Genomic DNA, 18485 nt, shown 5'->3' on the forward strand with positions numbered 1-18485 from the left:
TATCAAATTATAGTAATATGAAGCAAATTATTCGTTTAATTGTATCCGGGCTAGCGATCTGGCTAGTACCTTTTGTCCTTGGATTTCTATTTTATGATTCATCAGGCCAATTAGCTGCAGATATCTTTCTTTTCAAATCTATTATGATTATTTCTCTAACACTGATAACTGTGCTGGCTACCAATCGCTATTTCAAAGAAATAGAATCTGATTTTGTAAAAAAGGGTATGCATGCAGGTCTAATATGGCTTGTCATCTTATTGACCTTGGATGTCCTAATTTTAATCCCAATTGCTGAAATGAGTGCTCGAGATTATATATATCAAATTGGTTTGAGATATTCAATCATCCCAATCATTAGTATTTCAGTTGGATTTATGCTGAACCTAAAGATTCACAAACATTAATTCAATGACAGTATTAAAAAAAATATCATCTGGGCTAGGTAGTAGAGATGAAGTACCAAACCAGGAGCTAGCCAAATCAATCGTAAAGGAAAATGACAAAGCAGCTATCAAAGAATTAGTTGCAAACTTGCGCAATAGCAACAAAGCGATTCAACAAGATTGCATTAAGGTGTTATATGAAATAGGAGAAAGAAGTCCTAAATTAATCACGCAGTACATAAATGATTTCGTGGAATTATTGGTCAGCAAAAACAACAGGCTTCAGTGGGGTGGGATGATAGCTTTGAATTGTGTTTCAAAAACAGATCCTTCGGGTATTTATAAGAATCTGTCCCAAATCATGAGTGCCGCCGACAAAGGTTCAGTTATAACAAAAGATCATGCAGTCAACATACTTGTCAATTTAGCTTCAGTTCCTGACTACTCTTCTGACGCGCTCAGTTTACTTCTAGAACAATTGAAAAATTGTCCATTGAATCAATTTGCGATGTACGCGGAAAGATCGTTTCAGGTAGTAAATGGTCAGAACAAGGAAGTATTCCTCAAAGCTTTGAGCGCGAGACTTCCAGAAATCGAGAAAGAAAGTAAGCGAAAACGAATTGAAAAAGTGATCAAAGAATTATCGAAATGACTAATCTGAACGCATATTCTAAACTTCATGAATTAGTCTCACAAAACGAATGAAAATTCTCAAGTTAAATTCAGACTCCAATTTGATCTTCTGACTTCCTCCAAATGCGGATAAAGTTCTTGATAAGGCTTCATCTCCATTTGGAGAAAAGATAGAGCCTGGCAACGTTGCATTGCTATTGGATGCGAATGAATTAGTAACAATTGGATTTAATTGCCCTTGGAATGTTGAAAGTGAGCTCTGCACGAATCGTATTAGGGAAGATCTGGATAGAGCATATATTCAAAACATGAATCCGGCAAAAGGAGAGGGCTTGATCTCTATAGGTGTCGATCAACAGGATTTGTTCTGGATATTTATAAAAAGTAATAAGAAGGACAAAGAATGGAGGCGAGATTTTGAAAACTATATCCCTACGGTTATAAAGGAAGTCACTGATTTTCTGTCCATTGATCAAATTCATCGTATTGAAAAATACAATGCTTAATCTGTCTTACAAAACGAAGCATTCAGCAAACTGGAAATAACCATCAGTATAGTACTTGGTCTGGTTTTGTTTTCTAAGATAGCTGGCTTTGCAATCAGTGGTTGTTGCTTCAAGAATTCTTGCGAAGCTCCATCAAAATTCTCATCAAAAGTTTGAATGAGTTTCCCGGATGGTAAATCTGGTTTACTGTTCCTGTTAAGTAAGTATTCATTTCCGGGCAATAAAATGCAAATGCTCCTGAAAGTCCTGAATGACCAATTATTTCAGGTATCCTTCTAAAAGGTGAGAAATACCATGGGATCCTGAATCTATGAATTCCTATTCCCGATTCTAAAGGAAAAAAAATGTTGTTCCATTGATAAATCTCCTTTAGATAAGATTTTGGAAACAACTTGCCATTCATAAAAGACTTGAGGAAAATCATTAATTCGCTTGAGGTAGAAACAATCCCACCATCCGCTCCAAAAGACGTCATTGCTAGCGGAATAGTCAATTCGTTTGATTTGAAAAATAGCTTTTTTGGTTGACTGTCCGTTGGGTCAGTATATAAGTATGTATTTTCTAATTCCAGCGGATCACATATTTCCCGTTTAAGTACATCTGCAAATTTATTTTCATAGAGATTTTCAACAATCCTGCCTAGTAGTTGGAAATTAGTGTCAGAGTAGTAGGCTTTGTGAGGTTTGGACGGCTCAAATAAAGGTGACATTTCCTTACTCCATTCGATGGCTAGGTTAAAATCCCAATGAACATCATTACCTTCTTTTAGATGAGTTGCCAACACCTTTTTGAAGGGTTTGGTGGTCTGGAAGTAATCTGGCAGTCCGGATGTGTGTGATAAAAGATGAAGTATGGTTATTTTTTTTGAGTGATCTTCCCCTTTGAAGCGGTGGAGATTCTTGATAACATCTTCAGATAAGTACTTTGAAATTGGGTCCTCAACGTCCAACTTCCCAAGTGCTCTTAGCTTAAATATGAGAGAGCTGGTGAACAGTTTGGTAGTGCTTGCGATGAAGTAATGACGATCCAAACTCAAATTTCCACTTACGCCGCACCAATCCTGGCTATTTTGATGAACACACAATGAAACCCCGAACAGGTACCTGTTTTTTATCGAATGATCCAGCACTTTTTGCAGATGGTCCATTGGTATGTTGGTTTAGTATCAGGGGTTACGAAAGGCTAATGTCACGCTTACCATAATTGACGGGTGGATTTATTTATTAGGAATGGATACCGTAAGTCTATTTCTATTCACAATAAGCCAGATACTGAGTGAAAGTTCCGCAATAAGCATTGTTAACATAATCATTACTTGGAGTGCTTCGGGAAGCTGGAAATCCACAAAAAATGTGAGGTATGTAAATGATGCAAACATCAGCAATACGCCAAGACTTTTAGGGATATATCTCGACTTGAAAACAGAATAACCAAGCACAAGGATATGCAACCCAAAAAATAAGTATCCAATAAGTTTTATGGATGCATAACCGTAAACATCGATAATTTGAAATACGAGAGCAAACAATCCGATTACTAAAGTAAAAGCGTATAGCAGTCTGAGAGCTGCCGTAAGCAAAGCAAGATTGTTACTCGCCGGTATAAGCACAATATAAAGCGCGAGACCGATAATAGAATCAAGTGCAAGTACGAGTAAGTAACCAGCAACGGCAAAACCAAATCGTCTCGCATCAGCCTCAATGTCGCTGGCTAAAATTGCGGTGTCTCCAGGTACAATAAAATTTGCTAAAAGAAAATCATCAACTAAGGTTACGATGAAAACCGAGGTTATAAATGCAATGCCCACAACCATTGCTGCTTTACTTGGTGATGAATCAATTATGAATTTTTTCATGTCTATTCCTTAAAAGAGCGGTGGCTTTTTAAACATTGATACCTTCTTGTTTTTGATGATTGATATCTAATCCCTTTGCAATGAGCCATATGGCAAACACCATTTCCTGTATCCCTATTATGAAGTCCAGAACTTCAGTGACATGAATATTATTGTAAAATTTCAATAGCACAATGATCATGGTTACAAGGGCACCAAGAAAACCCCAAGCTGACAACCACCTGGGAACGAGAGCAAATCGGAATAGTGTATAATTCAATAGAAGGGCAGAAATAGTAAAAATGATTCCAAGCCCTATGTCGAATGTCCACTTCGCTAAAATCAATAAGGTTGGACCTATGGTGGTACTTGAATCCTGAATAGTGCTAGCCGAATACTCATTGCTTATAGATAGAATAGTTAGCAATACAACCACGTAAATGACGAATAGGATACTTTCCATGATTCGCATACCGACATATCCCAGTGCCAAACTTTCACTTTTCTTTTTTAGAATCGGAAATAATAGTATCGCAATGAAGGCAACTGAAATGGCATCCATAAGCATTAGAAGAGACGCCCATGCAATTTCACTGGATTTATGAGAGAACATCTCAAGCAAATTCTTCGCTTCAAGAACAGGTTCGGAAAGCCAGATACTCAGCGAAGAAGTAACGGTAGCAGTGATAAATAATATACCGACAATTTTAACAATGTGCTTTTCTGAATACATATAATACTTCATTGAAAGCGTGCGTGAAGTTGCCCCTATTGCGTTCAGGTTCGCGATCCCCTCTCCAACTACACCTTAACATCTGAATTGATAAACTAACTCAAATTTCACGTGAGCTCACATCAATAAATATGATTTGGTTCATGGTTCTCGATGATTATGCTCATTCAAGGTTCGCATTTGCTTTTAGCTTACTATAGGGATAGCAGAATTTCAAATACACTGGAAGGTTAAGTCCGCAATGCAATGTGGCCATGTAGGAAACTATTTCAGAAAATGTGTTACTAAATGGTAGGTTAATAAATCATCTTTCTGCTGAAAGCCAAGAATTTAGCAAATCGGTAAAAGTCTCACCGAAGGGCTTTGATTCATGAGACTCATGAAACGAGGAATTACAGAAATTATTTATTTGAAGAACAGGATAACGACCCAGGTAAGGTGCGGCTGCCTACCGCAGGCAGGTATGTCCACACTTAGGTCTACGCGACCCGCTGTGAAAAACTAAGCTAGCAAAGCTACGACCCACTTACTACACGTTAGATAAGACACTGCAATATGAAAGAAAGAGCTGATGGCAGAAAACGCTAGAGGAAACGATGAATGTTCCAAAGGCGAAGCTTCGCGGTTCATGTTGCAGGATAGTCGCTAGGAGCACTTTGACATATGCACTTAGCGTTTGTTAGGCAACTGTTAATTATTGACAAACCTAGCATATTCCACATTTAGGTTATTGTTAGACAGTAACTCATCATTCAAAGCTTGAAAGTTCAATTTGAACAATTCAACATATCCAGTAATTGTTAATGTGTTCATAAGGTTCACTGCTTCAATTTCTTTTCTATAGTATGCTCTATCCTTTCTTAAGAATCGCAAAAGCTGTACTAGATCGTAGGAGTTAGTTTGATTCGTCAAGGTTCCTACTTCACAATCGTAATAACCTCTATCGTAGACTAAGCGAAGGAAGTGGTCTTGATTCGACCATTCAAACACTTTGTGCATTCCGCCATCCCACTCTTTAGTTAATTTGAAGTCAAGCTCCTTAAGAGGTAAAATGATCTTTTCTACTTCGGATTTCATTCGGTAGCACAATGTTGCCTAATATCTGGATATAGTGTAGCAAGTACACAATATCCCGAAATAAGCGGATATTGTACCATTAATGCACTATATCCGCTTTATGTCTCTCCAAATCTAAGCGATTTATTGTTTGTTGGAATTGAATGCCTTAAAATGACTCTGCACACTTCTAATTGTATCAAAAAATGGTCAATTGATAGATCACATTCCACCCTTGAAACCAGAAATTGTTGTTAACTGTGAAAGTCTCATCAAAGGTCTTTGATTAGTGAGAATCATAAAACGAGGGTTATTGAGATCGATATTTCCCTCAAACATCTCTTGCAGCAGAAGTCCTAGTTGAGGTTTGAATTAATTTATTCCTATTTTTAATTTAAATGGAACTTCATGCATCTGAATCCCCTTACGATTTAATTCTTCAGAATGTAGCTCGCTTTATCGATCTTAATGAGCAAGAGAAAGAGCTGTTTAAATCACTTTTGAAAAAAGGAAGTGCCAAACGTAAGGAGTTCATCATGCAGCCCGGCGAGATCACAAAGTACGAATATTTTGTAACCAAAGGCTGCTTAAAGGTATATTCCCTTGATCGCAATGGGGTTGAACATGTGTCGATGTTTGCAATTGAAGATTTCTGGACAGGAGATATGGCCAGTTTTATGCAGCAGCAACCTTCCAGCTATTTTATCAAGGCGGTTGAAGATTCTGAATTTTTGATGATTACAAAGGAAAACTTTGAACGACTTTTCAAGGAAATACCAAAGTTCGAGCGTTTTTATAGAATTCTATACCAAAATTCATTGGTCAGTTATATCAGAAGAACCAATGAGGGTATCTCATTAACAGCTGAAGAACGCTATGAAATTTTCTTGAATAAATATCCCCATATAGCGAACCGCATCGCCCAAAAAGACCTGGCAGCCTATCTTGGAATTACACCGGAGTTTTTAAGCATGATTCGAAGCAAAATGAGCAAGCGTTGAGCTTGGCGTTTTTGATGTCATTGCCATGATTGTCTTCTAGATGACCCGGTTGGTTAGGGCTTAGCATTTTTCTTAAACTACTTTATTTTTTCGCGATCGATCTCAGGGGTTCTTTGTCTCATGAAAAAGAGAAACACCCTTGTTGCAATTGTTTTTATGGCTATTATCCATGGAAGCGTTGCCCAGATTACCCAGCTGGAATTGGCTTCAGGACTTAAGAAGACAGACTTCACATCTTTCTCTATAAGACCTCTCACTCCGAAAGCTCAATTTTCTGTCGCCACATTGGCCTTCTTTCAAAAGTTTCATCAACAAGAAGACCTTATGTTTGATGAAACAGGAGTTCAGTCGATGATTTATTGGAACATCAATAAAGCTATTTCAATAGGACCTGGGCTGTATTTCAATAGTGAATCTGGCTTCTCCGAACGTCTTTACATCAAGTACACTATTCTCTCAGAGCATTTCATGCTAACTGGTATTCCTACACTAAGCTTTTCTGAGGAAACAGGATTCATTAATGGCGAGATGTTTTTACTGATGCAATTGACTCAGCCGCTTAAAGATGATTGGAAGCTACTGCTGAGTGCTCAAATGCTTACACACTGGGACAAGTTCTCCATCCACACCAGGAGTTTCCAACAGGTTCGAGCTGGATTTGACACTCACGCTACCCAGTTTGGGCTAGCTGTCGACTTTGATCTGTATGGTGAATCTCCAATTACCAGAACATCACTTGGTGTATTCGTCCGAAAAATTTTTCAAAACAATTGATAAATAATAAATAAACATTGATATGATGATTAACAGAATTCTAAACACGGAAAGTAATTGGGGGTCGTTAAGCGCTCGCCTTACACTTGGAATCGTTCTATTTCCCCACGGAGCTCAAAAGATGTTGGGTTTGTTCGGAGGATATGGATTTGAAGGAACAATAGATGTCTTTACGAATCAAATGCATCTTCCCTGGATTGTAGCTTTTGCAGTAATCATGATCGAGTTCTTCGGATCGATTTTCTTGATCCTTGGGTTTGCAAGCAGGTTATGGTCTTTGGCAATTGTCGGACTTTTTACAGGGATCGTTTTTACCACTCATTTAGAGCATGGGTTTTTCATGAACTGGTACGGAAATCAAGCTGGTGAAGGCTATGAATATGCGCTACTGATTATTGGTATTGCGGTGGCAGTGCTAATTAATGGAAGTGGAAAATATGCACTGGATTCTCAATTAGTAAAACTTTTAAACAGATAAAAAATGAAAAAGATCATAGCACTTGGAGCAAGTAGTAGTCGTAAATCCATTAATAAAACACTTGCCATTCATGCAGCCAGTAAAGTGGCTGATACTTTTATGACCGTAATTGATCTAAACGATTATGAACTGCCATTATATAGTGTTGATTCAGAAGAGGAATTTGGGATACCTGAAGGTGCGAATAAATTCAACGATATCATCGAATCCGCAGATGGATTAGTGATTTCTCTGGCAGAACATAATGGTACATACACCGCAGTCTTTAAAAACCTTATTGACTGGCTTACCAGAATTGATATGAAAGTATGGAAGGGAAAACCGGTCCTGTTGATGGCAACTTCCCCAGGGAATCGAGGTGGTGCAACTGTTCTTGCTGCAGCTAAATCTTACTTTCCGTTCATGGAAGGCAATATAATCGCTGATTTTTCCTTCCCCTCTTTTTACGAAAACTTCTCGAATGCAGGGATCACGAATACAGAGTTAGCATCAAAGTTGGATGAGAAAATAGTGCTTTTTGAGCAAGCATTAGCGGAAGTAGAAACTGTTTAATCTGTCAAACTAAAAAGAATCTGAACAACACAATTTTCTAACACTATAAATCATAATACAAAATGAAACACAACATCTTAGTAATCGGAGGTACCGGTAAGACTGGTCGCCGAGTAGTTGAAGGCCTAAATGAACTTGGCCACAATGTAAAAGCAGGTTCAAGAAACGGTACTCCATCCTTTGCCTGGGAGGACTATTCCACCTTTGCTCCAGCCTTGAAAGGGATGGACAGGGCATACATCGTATACTATCCGGATCTTGCTGTGCCTGGAGCAAAAGAGGCGATCAAGGCCTTAACGGAGGCAGCTCTTAAAGAAGGACTTCAGAAAGTAGTATTATTGTCTGGCAAGGGCGAAAAAGAAGCAGAGGCATGCGAAGAAATAGTGGCAAATTCAGGGTTGAACTATACACTAGTAAGAGCTTCATGGTTTAATCAAAATTTCAGTGAGGGTGCATTCCTCGATTTTATACTTTCTGGTCAGGTAGCATTACCTATGCCAGATGCAGAGATTCCTTTTGTAGATGCTGATGACATTGCAGAAGTGGTTACCAAAGTACTGGTAGATGACAGCTACGATGGACAAACCATTACGGTGACCGGCCCTAGAAAAATGACTTTCAAAGAAGTGGTGGATACCATGTCGAAAGGTATCGGACGAAATCTTCAATACATTCCAATATCTATAGAAGAATTCAAAGAGGGAATGAAAGCGGCTGGTCTTCCAGACTCTTACATTTGGTTGTTTGGCTATCTGTTTCAAGAAGTCCTTGGCAATCCCGATAATCAGGAAGTCTCCACTGACGTACAGAAGGTATTGGGACGACACTCTACCGATTTTACCGACTATGTTGAAAAAACGGTGGTCACAGGTATCTGGAATCTGGAAGTTGCTATTTGAAAATCAAGGAGGACTACTCAGAATGAGTAGTCCTCTTATCAATATAAGACTTTCCATTGGAATTTCTTCTAATAATTGGATCCATACATCTGCATATCTAGTTAAGGTGATATCCAATTTTTAACTCAATGTCCTTAAAAAACGGTGGTTTGATGAAACACTTTTAAACCATATCAAATCTTACTACCTTCTGTCTCATAAACTCGTCTCACGAATGAGTTTCACAAATAGACGTTTAATAAAACTCAAATGAAGGTAGGTTATGCACGAGTTTCCACTCAAGATCAAAAGTTGGAGCTCCAAACAAATGAACTCGAAAATTACGGATGTAAGAAGATCTTTAAGGAGAAAAAGAGTGCAATTAAGGATCGTCCGGAGCTGGATAAACTTCTGGCTCACTTGAGATCAGGAGATGTAGTAGTTGTTTGGAAGCTGGATCGACTTGGTAGATCACTTCGACACTTGATTGACCTTGTAGCTAAGTTCCGAGAAATGGAGGTAGACTTTGTGAGTCTCAGCGATAGCATTGATACAACTACCGCACAAGGAAGACTGATCTTCAACATATTTGCCTCATTTGCTGAGTTTGAAAGAGAACTCATTAGCGAACGAACTAAAGCAGGACTCAAAGCCGCTCGAGCAAAAGGTAGAGTAGGGGGTAGGAAACCAGGGCTTACCGATGAAGCTAAGACAAAAGCTTGGGCAGCGCATCAACTTTACGCGAATGGAGAAATGACCATTTCTGAAATTTTAAAACAGTTAAATGTGAGTAAAGCGACTTTTTATAGATATCTTGATTGGGCAAAAAATAATTTCAAAGACAAACCAAAAAGAAAAGCCAGAAGAACTAATTAATTGGATATGGACTGTCTTATCACCGAATATATGGGCTTTCTAGAGCAACCAATTAAGCTTAGTGATCATGTTACACTTGATAATCCGAAAGCTGATTACGAAATAAAGTTATTAGCGAATTACATTAAATATTCCCAAGAAAACGCATTTGTAAATCCAGGACTTAAATGGGAATTCCCATTGGAATCAAATGAAAATAATTCTGTTAGTTGGACGAGTTTGAAAAATCATTTGGTTGAGGGAAACTATAAGAACAGCCCTTTTATGGATGAGTTAAAAAATCTCAATCCATTCGAATTCTTAGCAAAGCATGTGGTCATACTTAGATATGATGATTTTGGGTTCTACAAATATCATCTTCAACACAGCAGTGAAATATCATCTGAGAATTCAGAAAGCCCTGTCACTAAAGAGTACATCAGTTTGCAAGAACTAAAGAATCAAAGCATAGAAAAAGCCATTTCAGAATCATATTTCGTTTCACTTTTAAAAGATGATGGCTTTCAAGATTATGAGTCTTTCATTTTAGGAGGAAAAGGAAGATCACTGGCAGCTCCTCGGATGGATTTTGATCTAAATATGCATCTGTATTGGTGGGTACGACATTTGAATAATCCTGTGGATGACCACTACCACAAAAACCATATTCATGATCAATTAGGAGAACTAAAGAAATACTACAAATTCTCAGAAAAAATAAGATCAGATAAAACTTTAAGATTTATTTCAAGATCACTTAAGTCAATTGATAACTCGAATTCGAGGCTCAATATAATTGCACTTGTAAGCATGTTAGAGGTTTTAGTAATTAAAACACCAGACGCTAATAGGTATCATATTGAGGATTCCATAAGAAAGCAGTTTATTCTTAAGATTGGAATATTAATGTCCGAATATGATAAGAGGATTCGTTTAGAAGAGTTGAAGTCAAAAGTAAAAATTCTTTATGATCAAAGATCCAATATAGCTCATGGTAATTTCGAATCTTTCGAAAATGTGGCTAAAAAGAGTAAAACGGCAAATAAGAACAGAATAGAGGTAGATATTGAAGAATACACATTTGAGTTGGAAAGATTTGCCAGATATTTATTGAAAGGTGTCTTATGGGTCTATTTGTCCAATAATGAGAAAATTCACTTCATTAAGAATAATTAGTCTCACAAAACGAATAAAAATTGAAAAATGAACAAACGATAATAGCATTCTACAATACAGCGAGAACAGAAATCTTGACAAGAATAAAGTTGCGAGATAATACTCTATTGTTTTTTATTGGAATATCCTCTACAATTTTCGCAATCCCACTAGTGTTTGGAGCGAAAAGCAATTTACTCCTAATAATACCGTACTTAAGTCTTGGTATATCACTAATCATTGCGCAGCATAATAATATAATAGGTTCATTAGCTGCGTATCTAAATACAGAATTCTCTAAAGTCAAAAAGAAGGTTGGGATTTCACACTGGGATGATTCAGTTTTTCTGCATGATTTTCATAGACATGCTATGCTATATCGTTCGTTTGGTCATCTAACAATACTACTTCTCCCAACAGTTATAAGTCTTTACCAAAACAAACCCATGATTAATGGTACATGTGGAGAAATGTTGTTGTTCTGGAGCTCAACACTATCAGCTTTCATGGTGATATACCTTTCAGTAGCTTCACATGTTACTAGACGGCGGCTAATCAAATTGAAAGGAAAAGTCTCATAAACGAACTAGTATGCCAGAAAATATTGCACCTCAACCCAAAAACTTGATAGCATTTAAAACAATATGTCAGTCTAAATATATTGGCTATAGTATGGCTAGTTATGGGATGACACAAGTGTCAAAGGATCTACAAGAACTAGAAGGATATAATCCAGAAGGAATGTTTCAAATAGGGAGTGATCCTAAAAAACCAATAGCAGAAATAAAGAATAGGAATGCAATGTTGGGAATGCAAAAGAATGGACCATTTAGCCAGATGATCGGTATGAATATCATAGTGTCGATCTACACCATGTGGGAGGAAGTTTGGAGAAAAAAGATTGCAGAAGAATTAAAGTTAGAAAATAAAAATGAAGTAGGCTGTGATGTTATGGGTGAAGTAAATAGAGTGAGGCAGGCAATTGTCCACCATGACTCTTTTCCTATTGACGATTTTAAGCCAACTATTTTTGAATGGCCTCTAACTGAAGAGGGACGCTTTTGGTTTACAAGTAAGAGAGCTTGAAAATTTACAGATAGCAATTAATACAATGCAGGTTTATAAAAGAGATTAAAAAATCAGTCTCACAAAACGAACCATCAGACTCCTTTCATCACTTTTTCTTAGATACACGACATTTCAATAGGTGATACACTACATTTTAATTGGTGCTCTACAGTGCTGTGTGGCTCCAATTGATTTGCCCTATAACTTGGCTAATATGTCATTTGATTTGCCCTTTTTCTTGGTTTGATATTCAAATGAATTGCCACTTATGATTTTTTCAAAAAAAAGAAGCTTATGATGTAGCCTCTCGAATTTCTGATGTCATACGGTTGAACTCGTCAGGGCTTATTTGTATTGACCTGTTTTTGATCAATTTTCTAAACAATTCGACTACCTCATATTTTCTATTGTATTCAGGCTTGTTTAATAGGTACATTCTTAGGTCATAAGCCCTATGCCAGACCTGCTGATTAAAAATCACTTGATGTTGAAAAAAAGCGAAAATGTAGTTTAACATACTCAAAATCCGGGTTAGAGACATTTTACTAATTTTAACTAATAGTCTGGGTTCAAGCTCTTTCCTTTTGGGAGAATTAACTAAATAGTCTGTGATCTGAAGCAGATAGGAACAATCATATTTTTCTGAACTAATAAGATCCATAACAAGCTCCTTTGCTCGCTTATAAGATAATGATTGAACCTTTGCCCAGGTCTCAGTGGTGCAAGAGTTCAGTGCACAGGCAAGTATCAGCTCATACATAATAATTCGATCTCTAGCTGACATTTTTTTATTCATAAAATGATCAGAAATAGAACCTAGTATTGATGGCAGGTTTGGTAAGTCCATAAGCAAAAATTTATCTGTTTTAAGAACTTGAATGCTGGAATTTTCGATGGCCCTTGGAACCTTGTATTTGGGTCCATTATAGAAATTATACAATCTGACATTCCACCCTTGGAAAAGGGCGAGATACATTTCGTAAATGAGGTCGAGATCCGCATCATCAACAAGATCTATTAGTTTAAATTGAGGTCTGAGATCGAGTGTTTTAATCTCTTTTCTCCATCTGTGATATTTCGGATTCTTAGTCACTCTATAAGGAAATTCACCAAACTCAGATTTGCTTATTGCTATTGGTGAATCAGTGATGGGACAAGTAATTAGATAAATCTCTTTCATTCCACTAATTCTATCCCTTCCAACTTCTTTTCTAATATGTCATCAGCGATTCGTAAGTCTCGTGTAGTTCTATAAAGATTAGAGATGAATTGAGAATCGTAAATTCCTTTATCATTACAAATTAGTTTTAGATCTCTGTGAGTGGTTTCTTTTAATCGGACCCTATTAGTACCAATCCGAGATAATAGCTCATTAATTCCAGGAATGCTCTCCTTTTGCCATTTGCTTAAATCCAATTCAATGGAAGGGGGTCCAACTAAAACTAATCCAGCTGTTGAATGAATATTGTCCCATATCTGCCTAAGAAATGGAAGATATAGTCTATTGAAATTCCCAAACTCATCTATTATTATCAGACTTATATCATTGCGGTCATTGATAATGTAAGATGATCTTTCAATTAAATAATGGATGTACTTGGTCTTTAACTTAGTAATATCAAGCCGTTCGTTTTCTGCCAACTCATGAAGAAATTTTGCATAGAATATCTTTGGTGGTTCTCCTACATCTACTTGAAAGTACTTTATGCCTTCCGATGTGATAGCAATATCCCTTGAAGCTGAAGACTTACCATAGCCATTTTGGCCGGTGATTAGACTTAAACACTTCTTCTTTATTGTATAGTTGATCCATTTATTAATAAGTAGATAATTGGAGGTAGGTAGCACTTCGTAGTCAAGTTCTAAATCAGTTACTAACATGTCATTAAAGTTTAGGAGTTGGTAAGGCATTTACTTCAGGAGTTTCACTTGCTTTTGAATCCTGATTCTCCAACTCTTCATAAAGGAATTTTTCGTATGCTTCATTAGCCTCTTCTTTGGAAGATGTTATGGCCGGAAATATTGAATTGGAAGATTCGAACTCATGAAGCTCTTGTCGGTTTTCTTTGACTTTGCTACCACAATATTCTCTAAAGTCTTTGTTCTTCTTTATTTGATTGAATTTGGATGGGTCATGTTCAGAATAATTGCGTTTTAATTGACATTTTTCTATGAACTCATCACCATCAAATAGAAACACGTGCTCAGGGTGATTTGAATGATAAAAGACCTGGATTACAGACCCATTCCATTTTGCACGATTCTGATTTTTGTCGATTGCGTATTCTTTATTGTTCTGGATAATTCGGGATCTTCTGACTTTCTTATCTACACTACTCCAACACAACCTTGCGATCTGTTCTTCATTAATAGTCTTTGCATCAAGTATTTCGCCTAGATTATGTTTTTGCTCAGGAGACTTCTCTTTGGTAATGGTACAATTCCACTTATTAATTATTGTAGAAATAAGATGTCTTAGTCTGTCTTCAGACAGCAGCTTCTTCTTCTTTTTTGTAATAGTTTGGTATTTGTCTCTACGCAAAACATGGTCTTTAGATTTAGCATGCATACTTAAACCGAGGTAATCGGGATGATTTCGAACAATTTGAACATTTAGATTAAAGTTGAAATTTTCAACAGTTCCCTTAGCATTCGGAAAATCAGGTAAATGTTCTCTCCAGAGGGTCCCGAAATACTTATTGCTTAGATCGCGAAATTCCTGAAAGTCATTCGATTGATGAGAAGAGGATTTATCTACAATCACACATGCTGGCATATAACTATGGACTTTTAGCATCATGTGAAATGCATCGAGAACGAGCTGGGTATCTTCTCTTTTTCCAATACTGTATCCAAGTATCATTGATGAGAACACATCAATAATGACATAAAGTATCAGAAACTTCGGATATTCTGAACCTTCTTCATAATATGGTATTTGGAATCTGGTACCATCGGCTTCTACCACTTGGAATTTGTATTTTGGTTTTTGTCTTCTGATATATGGTTCAAGGTTCTCCTTGAAGAATTTATAACCATACCTATCCTCAGCTGTTAGATTCTCCATCTTCTTGGTAATCAGTCTGAGTAAACTTGAATATGAAATTCTTTGTCCTGGACCACAGGACTTATTCATTATAGACAGAATTTCTTTTTTCAGATAACCTTGTGACAAGAGGTCCATTGCTTTTAGCTTATGCCATTTGGTTACTTTTCGAACTGACAGATTTGAATTTCCTTCGGATCCGTGAATGATCAATTCAGGGAACCTCTTTCGAGAATTAAGAATCTGGCGTAGCTTTCGTCTAAAAGAATCAAGATCTTCATAGTATTCAATTTTCAAGTTCCTTAGTGCTTTATATAACCAAAGCATTGTCCCTCTTTTTCCTTTATTTGATATATACATCTCACAGCATTTATGAAGGATGGAATGCTTCTTGGCGTATTTCTCACATTTGTCCTTTTTGAAATTCTGATAGTGAACTAGGAAATCCTTATACCCTTCTTTCAAAGCGGTAAGAAGATCAATGGTCTGCATCCCATTCAATGGGCTAAGTGGTTGAATGACATTAAGATCTACAGATAGATCGCACTTCAATTTTTTTCTAATCCTGTCAGGAAGCGAGACCAAATCAATGAATGTCTCATTTTGGTCAGTCTTCCAGAAGCATTTCCATTGCGCGGACTTTCCATTTAGATAATCTTGAATACCATTTTCTATTTCTTCAGAGGAAGAGCCTAGTTTTTCAAGTTCGTTTGAAGCTATATAATTATTGCCATCAATTGTGATTAGGGTTGGATTCATAACTATAAGTTTTGATTAGGGGAGTAAATAGTCCAAAACTTCTTTCACTTACAGTCAAATTGGTCGGCAAAGTATTTCCGAAAGCTAGCTATTGTCTACTGTAGTAGACAGAAAGTTGATTTATGACCTATTTTTGTCTACTATGGTAGACGAGGTGCTTGATAAAGAAGCGATTGGATTCAGGATTACAGAGGCTAGAGCTCGTTTGAGATTGTCCGTAGAAGAACTTGCGGATGTAGCTGGTTTAAATAGAGCTTCTATGTATAAATATGAAAGAGGAAAGTCTCCTGGGAAAGTTTATTTTGAAACATTGGCAAAAATTTCAAATGCCTTGCAAGTAGACTTGATGTGGCTTTGTTACGGTGATATTGATCGTTCGGGTGAAATTAGGTTACAGCTTGAGGATTCTTACAAGAAAATTTATGACCTTCCTTGGCCTTACCAAGTTCAGATATTGAATCTGATCGAAATGATGGATGATCACTCTAGTTCAAGACAAAGAAAAAATGATCATTATAGTAATATGTCTTCTTGGTTAACTTTCGATGGGAAGAAAACTTGAGATATCTAATTTAAGAACTGAGGCAAGTTTTCTTATTGTATCAGTATAATGGGAACATTTTTCATTTTCAACATTATAGATAGTTCTAACAGATAGATGGCACAATTTAGCCAATCTGGTTTTAGTCATACATTGTTTCTCTCTAGCTTTCTTGAAAACATCTCCTCTGTCAACCAACTCTATTTTAGTTTTTAGACTTTCTGAGGTTTGGGTGGAAAGTAATGGACTCTTATAGCCTAGCCTTTTACGTAGACTTTTTTTAGGTCCGCTTGGAAAGAATAAGCCATAGGGACTTTCCTCAACTGTTCCATTATAGACCGGGTAATTTTCAAAATTGTACTTAATGAAATTATAGGTTATTGGATCATGTTTTATCCAATTATCGAATTGTGAATAGCTAACAACAAGATCATTGTAGGATAGAAGGGATTCAAATATTGCTTCCATGTACAATTTCATGTTCTCTAGAGTTAAAAAGTATGAAGGATGTAAAAAACTAAATCCATCACACCACAACGCCTCAATTGAATATGTATCACTATCAAGTCTAAAGGACTGATCATATATTCGAGAATAAAAGTCGATCGGGTAGCTGAACATCAACCGAGTTTCTTTTCCAAGACTTATATTAAGGGAATAGGAACTTACATTTGAGAGGTTTGTGACTTCAATGTTTCCATGGGAAATTCCGGAACCATAAAAATGATGATTATCTAACTCTTTCTTTAGTGAATAGGCTTCACTAATGTCAATTTTTAGTTCATCAGCCAGAACAAATTCACTAAAGAAGCAACCGTTACGACTTTCGTATTCCTCTTCTACATTTTTGATATCATCGATTAAGTCACCATAGTCAATATATAATAGAGATTTTGCTAGAACATTTAGCGCTCGACTTGTAGAAAGATCAAATCTTTTCCTAATCTTATTCGCAGCAAAATTTCTGAGGTATTCTACGCAATCAAAATCTTTAAATGTATATATCAAGCCCATAATCTTTGACTTTCTTAATTGTATTAGGAGAACACTTGCATAACTTCTGGATCTCCCTTGAAGAATATCCCTTATTCAAGTACTTCTGTATATCAGAATGCTTAGACAGAAATTTCTCTTTTGATTCTATAGATCCAATTTTTCTACCGGTGGTTAGTCCATTCGCTTTTCGCGCTTTAATTCCAGACTTGATTCGATAGCTCATTTGCTCACTTTCCAATCTGGCCAGGTCAGCCATGATAGTAACTATTAGTTTAGTGAATATCTCACTTGAGGACTCTGACTTGTTTATTGTGGTACCCAAATTATGAATATAAATAGCAATCCCTAGTTGCTTAAGTTCTTCAATTAACCCTAGTACCTCATGAGTATTTCTCCCAAGTCTTGAAACTTCAGATACCATTATGCATTCAATATTGTTTGGCTTCAGGTAGGAGAGAGTCTTCTGAAGAATCGGACGATCAGAAACTGATACAGAGAATCCAGAAATTTTTTCAGAAAAAACTTTGGTTATCTCAAATCCAGCTAATGATTTCATTTCATTGACCTGACGAGAAGTGGATTGGTCTTTGGTTGAGACTCGGGTATATAGAATTGCTTTCATGTTATCATTTAAAGATAAGCTATAATAATAACATCGAAGTGTAGTTGAAATTTGTTTAAGTACTTTCTATGACACGTTTATGTAACAGAGTTTAATTGATAACGACAAAATCATATAACTCTCTTCCATAATTCTGTAAATCCTTCCTTTTTGCTTTTCGTATATTTGCTAAGTTGAAAAAAGTTGTATCCATATCACTCGCACTCCTGATGCTTACAAGTCATCTGGGTTTTGCTGTAGGCACTCACTACTGTGGGGGACTAGCAGTTGAAGCCAAATTGATGATTGGGCACGAGCATCTGGACTGTGGCATGGCAGATATGGATAAAGAATGTGAGAGCAAGTCAGATGGAAAGACCTATCTGGATAAAACTCCTTGCTGCGAGAATGAATACCTCAGCGTAGAAGTTGAGGATGAGTTTAAGCTAAGTGTAGAGCAAACATCTTTGAATATTGATTTTGCTGCTGTATTTGTTGTCTCATACCTACATGTCTTTTCTGCTGATCAGGAAAACCCACAATTAACGGAGTACGGCCCACCTCTGGTGACAGAGGACATACCGATCCTTCACCAGGTCTTCATCATATAATACGCTTAATATGTTCCTGACA

Annotated in this window: 22 protein-coding genes; 13 read left to right on the forward strand and 9 right to left on the reverse strand. The window is 36.7% G+C overall.

Annotation, left to right across the window (positions count from 1 at the left end):
- The first annotated feature begins 17 nt into the window (after window positions 1-17).
- From ABJF57_RS17220 to ABJF57_RS17230, 3 genes are all read left to right on the forward strand, one after another.
- Complete coding sequence (locus ABJF57_RS17220; RefSeq protein ID WP_462232578.1) at window positions 18-407, forward strand: hypothetical protein; 390 nt, start codon at window positions 18-20, stop codon at window positions 405-407.
- A gap of 4 nt (window positions 408-411) precedes the next feature.
- Complete coding sequence (locus tag ABJF57_RS17225; RefSeq protein ID WP_462232579.1) at window positions 412-1038, forward strand: hypothetical protein; 627 nt, start codon at window positions 412-414, stop codon at window positions 1036-1038.
- 289 nt (window positions 1039-1327) lie between these two features.
- Window positions 1328-1525: a hypothetical protein gene (locus ABJF57_RS17230; protein WP_462232580.1), complete on the forward strand. Its 198-nt coding sequence runs from the start codon at window positions 1328-1330 to the stop codon at window positions 1523-1525.
- A 109-nt stretch (window positions 1526-1634) separates the two neighbouring features.
- Here ABJF57_RS17230 and ABJF57_RS17235 read toward each other — a convergent pair whose 3' ends face one another.
- The 4 genes from ABJF57_RS17235 to ABJF57_RS17250 all read right to left on the reverse strand — a co-directional run bounded on the left by ABJF57_RS17235 (window position 1635) and on the right by ABJF57_RS17250 (window position 5169).
- Complete coding sequence (locus ABJF57_RS17235) at window positions 1635-2672, reverse strand: serine hydrolase domain-containing protein (protein ID WP_462232581.1); 1038 nt, start codon at window positions 2670-2672, stop codon at window positions 1635-1637.
- A gap of 69 nt (window positions 2673-2741) precedes the next feature.
- A complete protein-coding gene (locus tag ABJF57_RS17240) occupies window positions 2742-3380 on the reverse strand; it encodes a DUF4386 domain-containing protein (RefSeq protein ID WP_462232582.1) in 639 nt (212 codons plus the stop codon).
- Between the two features lie 28 nt (window positions 3381-3408).
- A complete protein-coding gene (locus tag ABJF57_RS17245; protein WP_462232583.1) occupies window positions 3409-4104 on the reverse strand; it encodes a DUF4386 domain-containing protein in 696 nt (231 codons plus the stop codon).
- Window positions 4105-4782: 678 nt separating this feature from the next.
- Complete coding sequence (locus ABJF57_RS17250) at window positions 4783-5169, reverse strand: hypothetical protein (protein WP_462232584.1); 387 nt, start codon at window positions 5167-5169, stop codon at window positions 4783-4785.
- A 377-nt stretch (window positions 5170-5546) separates the two neighbouring features.
- Between ABJF57_RS17250 and ABJF57_RS17255 the strand changes: the two genes are divergently transcribed.
- The 8 genes from ABJF57_RS17255 (at window position 5547) to ABJF57_RS17290 (ending at window position 11927) form a co-directional block, all read left to right on the forward strand.
- Entirely contained in the window at window positions 5547-6149 is a 603-nt protein-coding gene (locus tag ABJF57_RS17255; protein ID WP_462232585.1) for a Crp/Fnr family transcriptional regulator, read from the forward strand.
- 120 nt (window positions 6150-6269) lie between these two features.
- Window positions 6270-6923 carry a hypothetical protein gene (locus ABJF57_RS17260; RefSeq protein WP_462232586.1) on the forward strand — a complete coding sequence of 218 codons (654 nt, stop codon included), beginning with the start codon at window positions 6270-6272 and terminating at the stop codon, window positions 6921-6923.
- Between the two features lie 22 nt (window positions 6924-6945).
- Window positions 6946-7401, forward strand: coding sequence for a DoxX family protein (locus ABJF57_RS17265; protein WP_462232587.1), 456 nt, complete (start codon window positions 6946-6948; stop codon window positions 7399-7401).
- 3 nt (window positions 7402-7404) lie between these two features.
- Window positions 7405-7953, forward strand: coding sequence for an NADPH-dependent FMN reductase (locus ABJF57_RS17270; RefSeq protein WP_462232588.1), 549 nt, complete (start codon window positions 7405-7407; stop codon window positions 7951-7953).
- Window positions 7954-8015: 62 nt separating this feature from the next.
- Complete coding sequence (locus ABJF57_RS17275; protein WP_462232589.1) at window positions 8016-8852, forward strand: NmrA family NAD(P)-binding protein; 837 nt, start codon at window positions 8016-8018, stop codon at window positions 8850-8852.
- A 249-nt stretch (window positions 8853-9101) separates the two neighbouring features.
- Window positions 9102-9707, forward strand: coding sequence for a recombinase family protein (locus tag ABJF57_RS17280; RefSeq protein WP_462232590.1), 606 nt, complete (start codon window positions 9102-9104; stop codon window positions 9705-9707).
- 6 nt (window positions 9708-9713) lie between these two features.
- Window positions 9714-10862 carry a hypothetical protein gene (locus ABJF57_RS17285; RefSeq protein ID WP_462232591.1) on the forward strand — a complete coding sequence of 383 codons (1149 nt, stop codon included), beginning with the start codon at window positions 9714-9716 and terminating at the stop codon, window positions 10860-10862.
- 570 nt (window positions 10863-11432) lie between these two features.
- Window positions 11433-11927, forward strand: a complete 495-nt coding sequence (locus ABJF57_RS17290) for a hypothetical protein (RefSeq protein WP_462232592.1) — start codon at window positions 11433-11435, stop codon at window positions 11925-11927.
- A gap of 274 nt (window positions 11928-12201) precedes the next feature.
- On the opposite strand, the gene ABJF57_RS17295 is transcribed toward ABJF57_RS17290, so the two are convergent.
- From ABJF57_RS17295 to ABJF57_RS17305, 3 genes are read right to left on the reverse strand one after another with little or no spacing between them, the layout of a single operon-like run.
- The gene (locus ABJF57_RS17295) at window positions 12202-13089 is read right to left on the reverse strand and encodes a hypothetical protein (RefSeq protein ID WP_462232593.1); all 888 of its coding nucleotides are present in this window, start codon (window positions 13087-13089) and stop codon (window positions 12202-12204) included.
- A complete protein-coding gene (locus tag ABJF57_RS17300) occupies window positions 13086-13790 on the reverse strand; it encodes an AAA family ATPase (protein ID WP_462236340.1) in 705 nt (234 codons plus the stop codon). The genes ABJF57_RS17295 and ABJF57_RS17300 overlap by 4 nt, the downstream gene beginning before the upstream one ends.
- 4 nt (window positions 13791-13794) lie before the next feature.
- Window positions 13795-15714, reverse strand: a complete 1920-nt coding sequence (locus ABJF57_RS17305) for an integrase catalytic domain-containing protein (RefSeq protein ID WP_462232595.1) — start codon at window positions 15712-15714, stop codon at window positions 13795-13797.
- A gap of 91 nt (window positions 15715-15805) precedes the next feature.
- On the opposite strand from ABJF57_RS17305, the gene ABJF57_RS17310 reads away from it, so the two are divergent.
- Entirely contained in the window at window positions 15806-16276 is a 471-nt protein-coding gene (locus ABJF57_RS17310; RefSeq protein ID WP_462232596.1) for a helix-turn-helix domain-containing protein, read from the forward strand.
- On the opposite strand, the gene ABJF57_RS17315 is transcribed toward ABJF57_RS17310, so the two are convergent.
- The gene (locus ABJF57_RS17315; protein WP_462232597.1) at window positions 16250-17263 is read right to left on the reverse strand and encodes a helix-turn-helix domain-containing protein; all 1014 of its coding nucleotides are present in this window, start codon (window positions 17261-17263) and stop codon (window positions 16250-16252) included. The two genes, ABJF57_RS17310 and ABJF57_RS17315, sit on opposite strands and share 27 nt — an antisense overlap.
- Window positions 17247-17873, reverse strand: a complete 627-nt coding sequence (locus tag ABJF57_RS17320) for a recombinase family protein (RefSeq protein WP_462232598.1) — start codon at window positions 17871-17873, stop codon at window positions 17247-17249. Before ABJF57_RS17320 ends, ABJF57_RS17315 begins: the two co-directional genes overlap by 17 nt.
- Before the next feature lie 173 nt (window positions 17874-18046).
- Here ABJF57_RS17320 and ABJF57_RS17325 point away from each other — a divergent pair, with 173 nt between their 5' ends.
- Window positions 18047-18463 (forward strand): HYC_CC_PP family protein, encoded by a 417-nt coding sequence (locus ABJF57_RS17325; protein WP_462232599.1) that lies wholly within the window; start codon window positions 18047-18049, stop codon window positions 18461-18463.
- The last annotated feature ends 22 nt before the right edge of the window (window positions 18464-18485 follow it).

Origin of the sequence: Ekhidna sp., from assembly GCF_039940915.1 — a bacterium.
Classification (GTDB): Bacteria; Bacteroidota; Bacteroidia; order Cytophagales; family Cyclobacteriaceae; genus Ekhidna.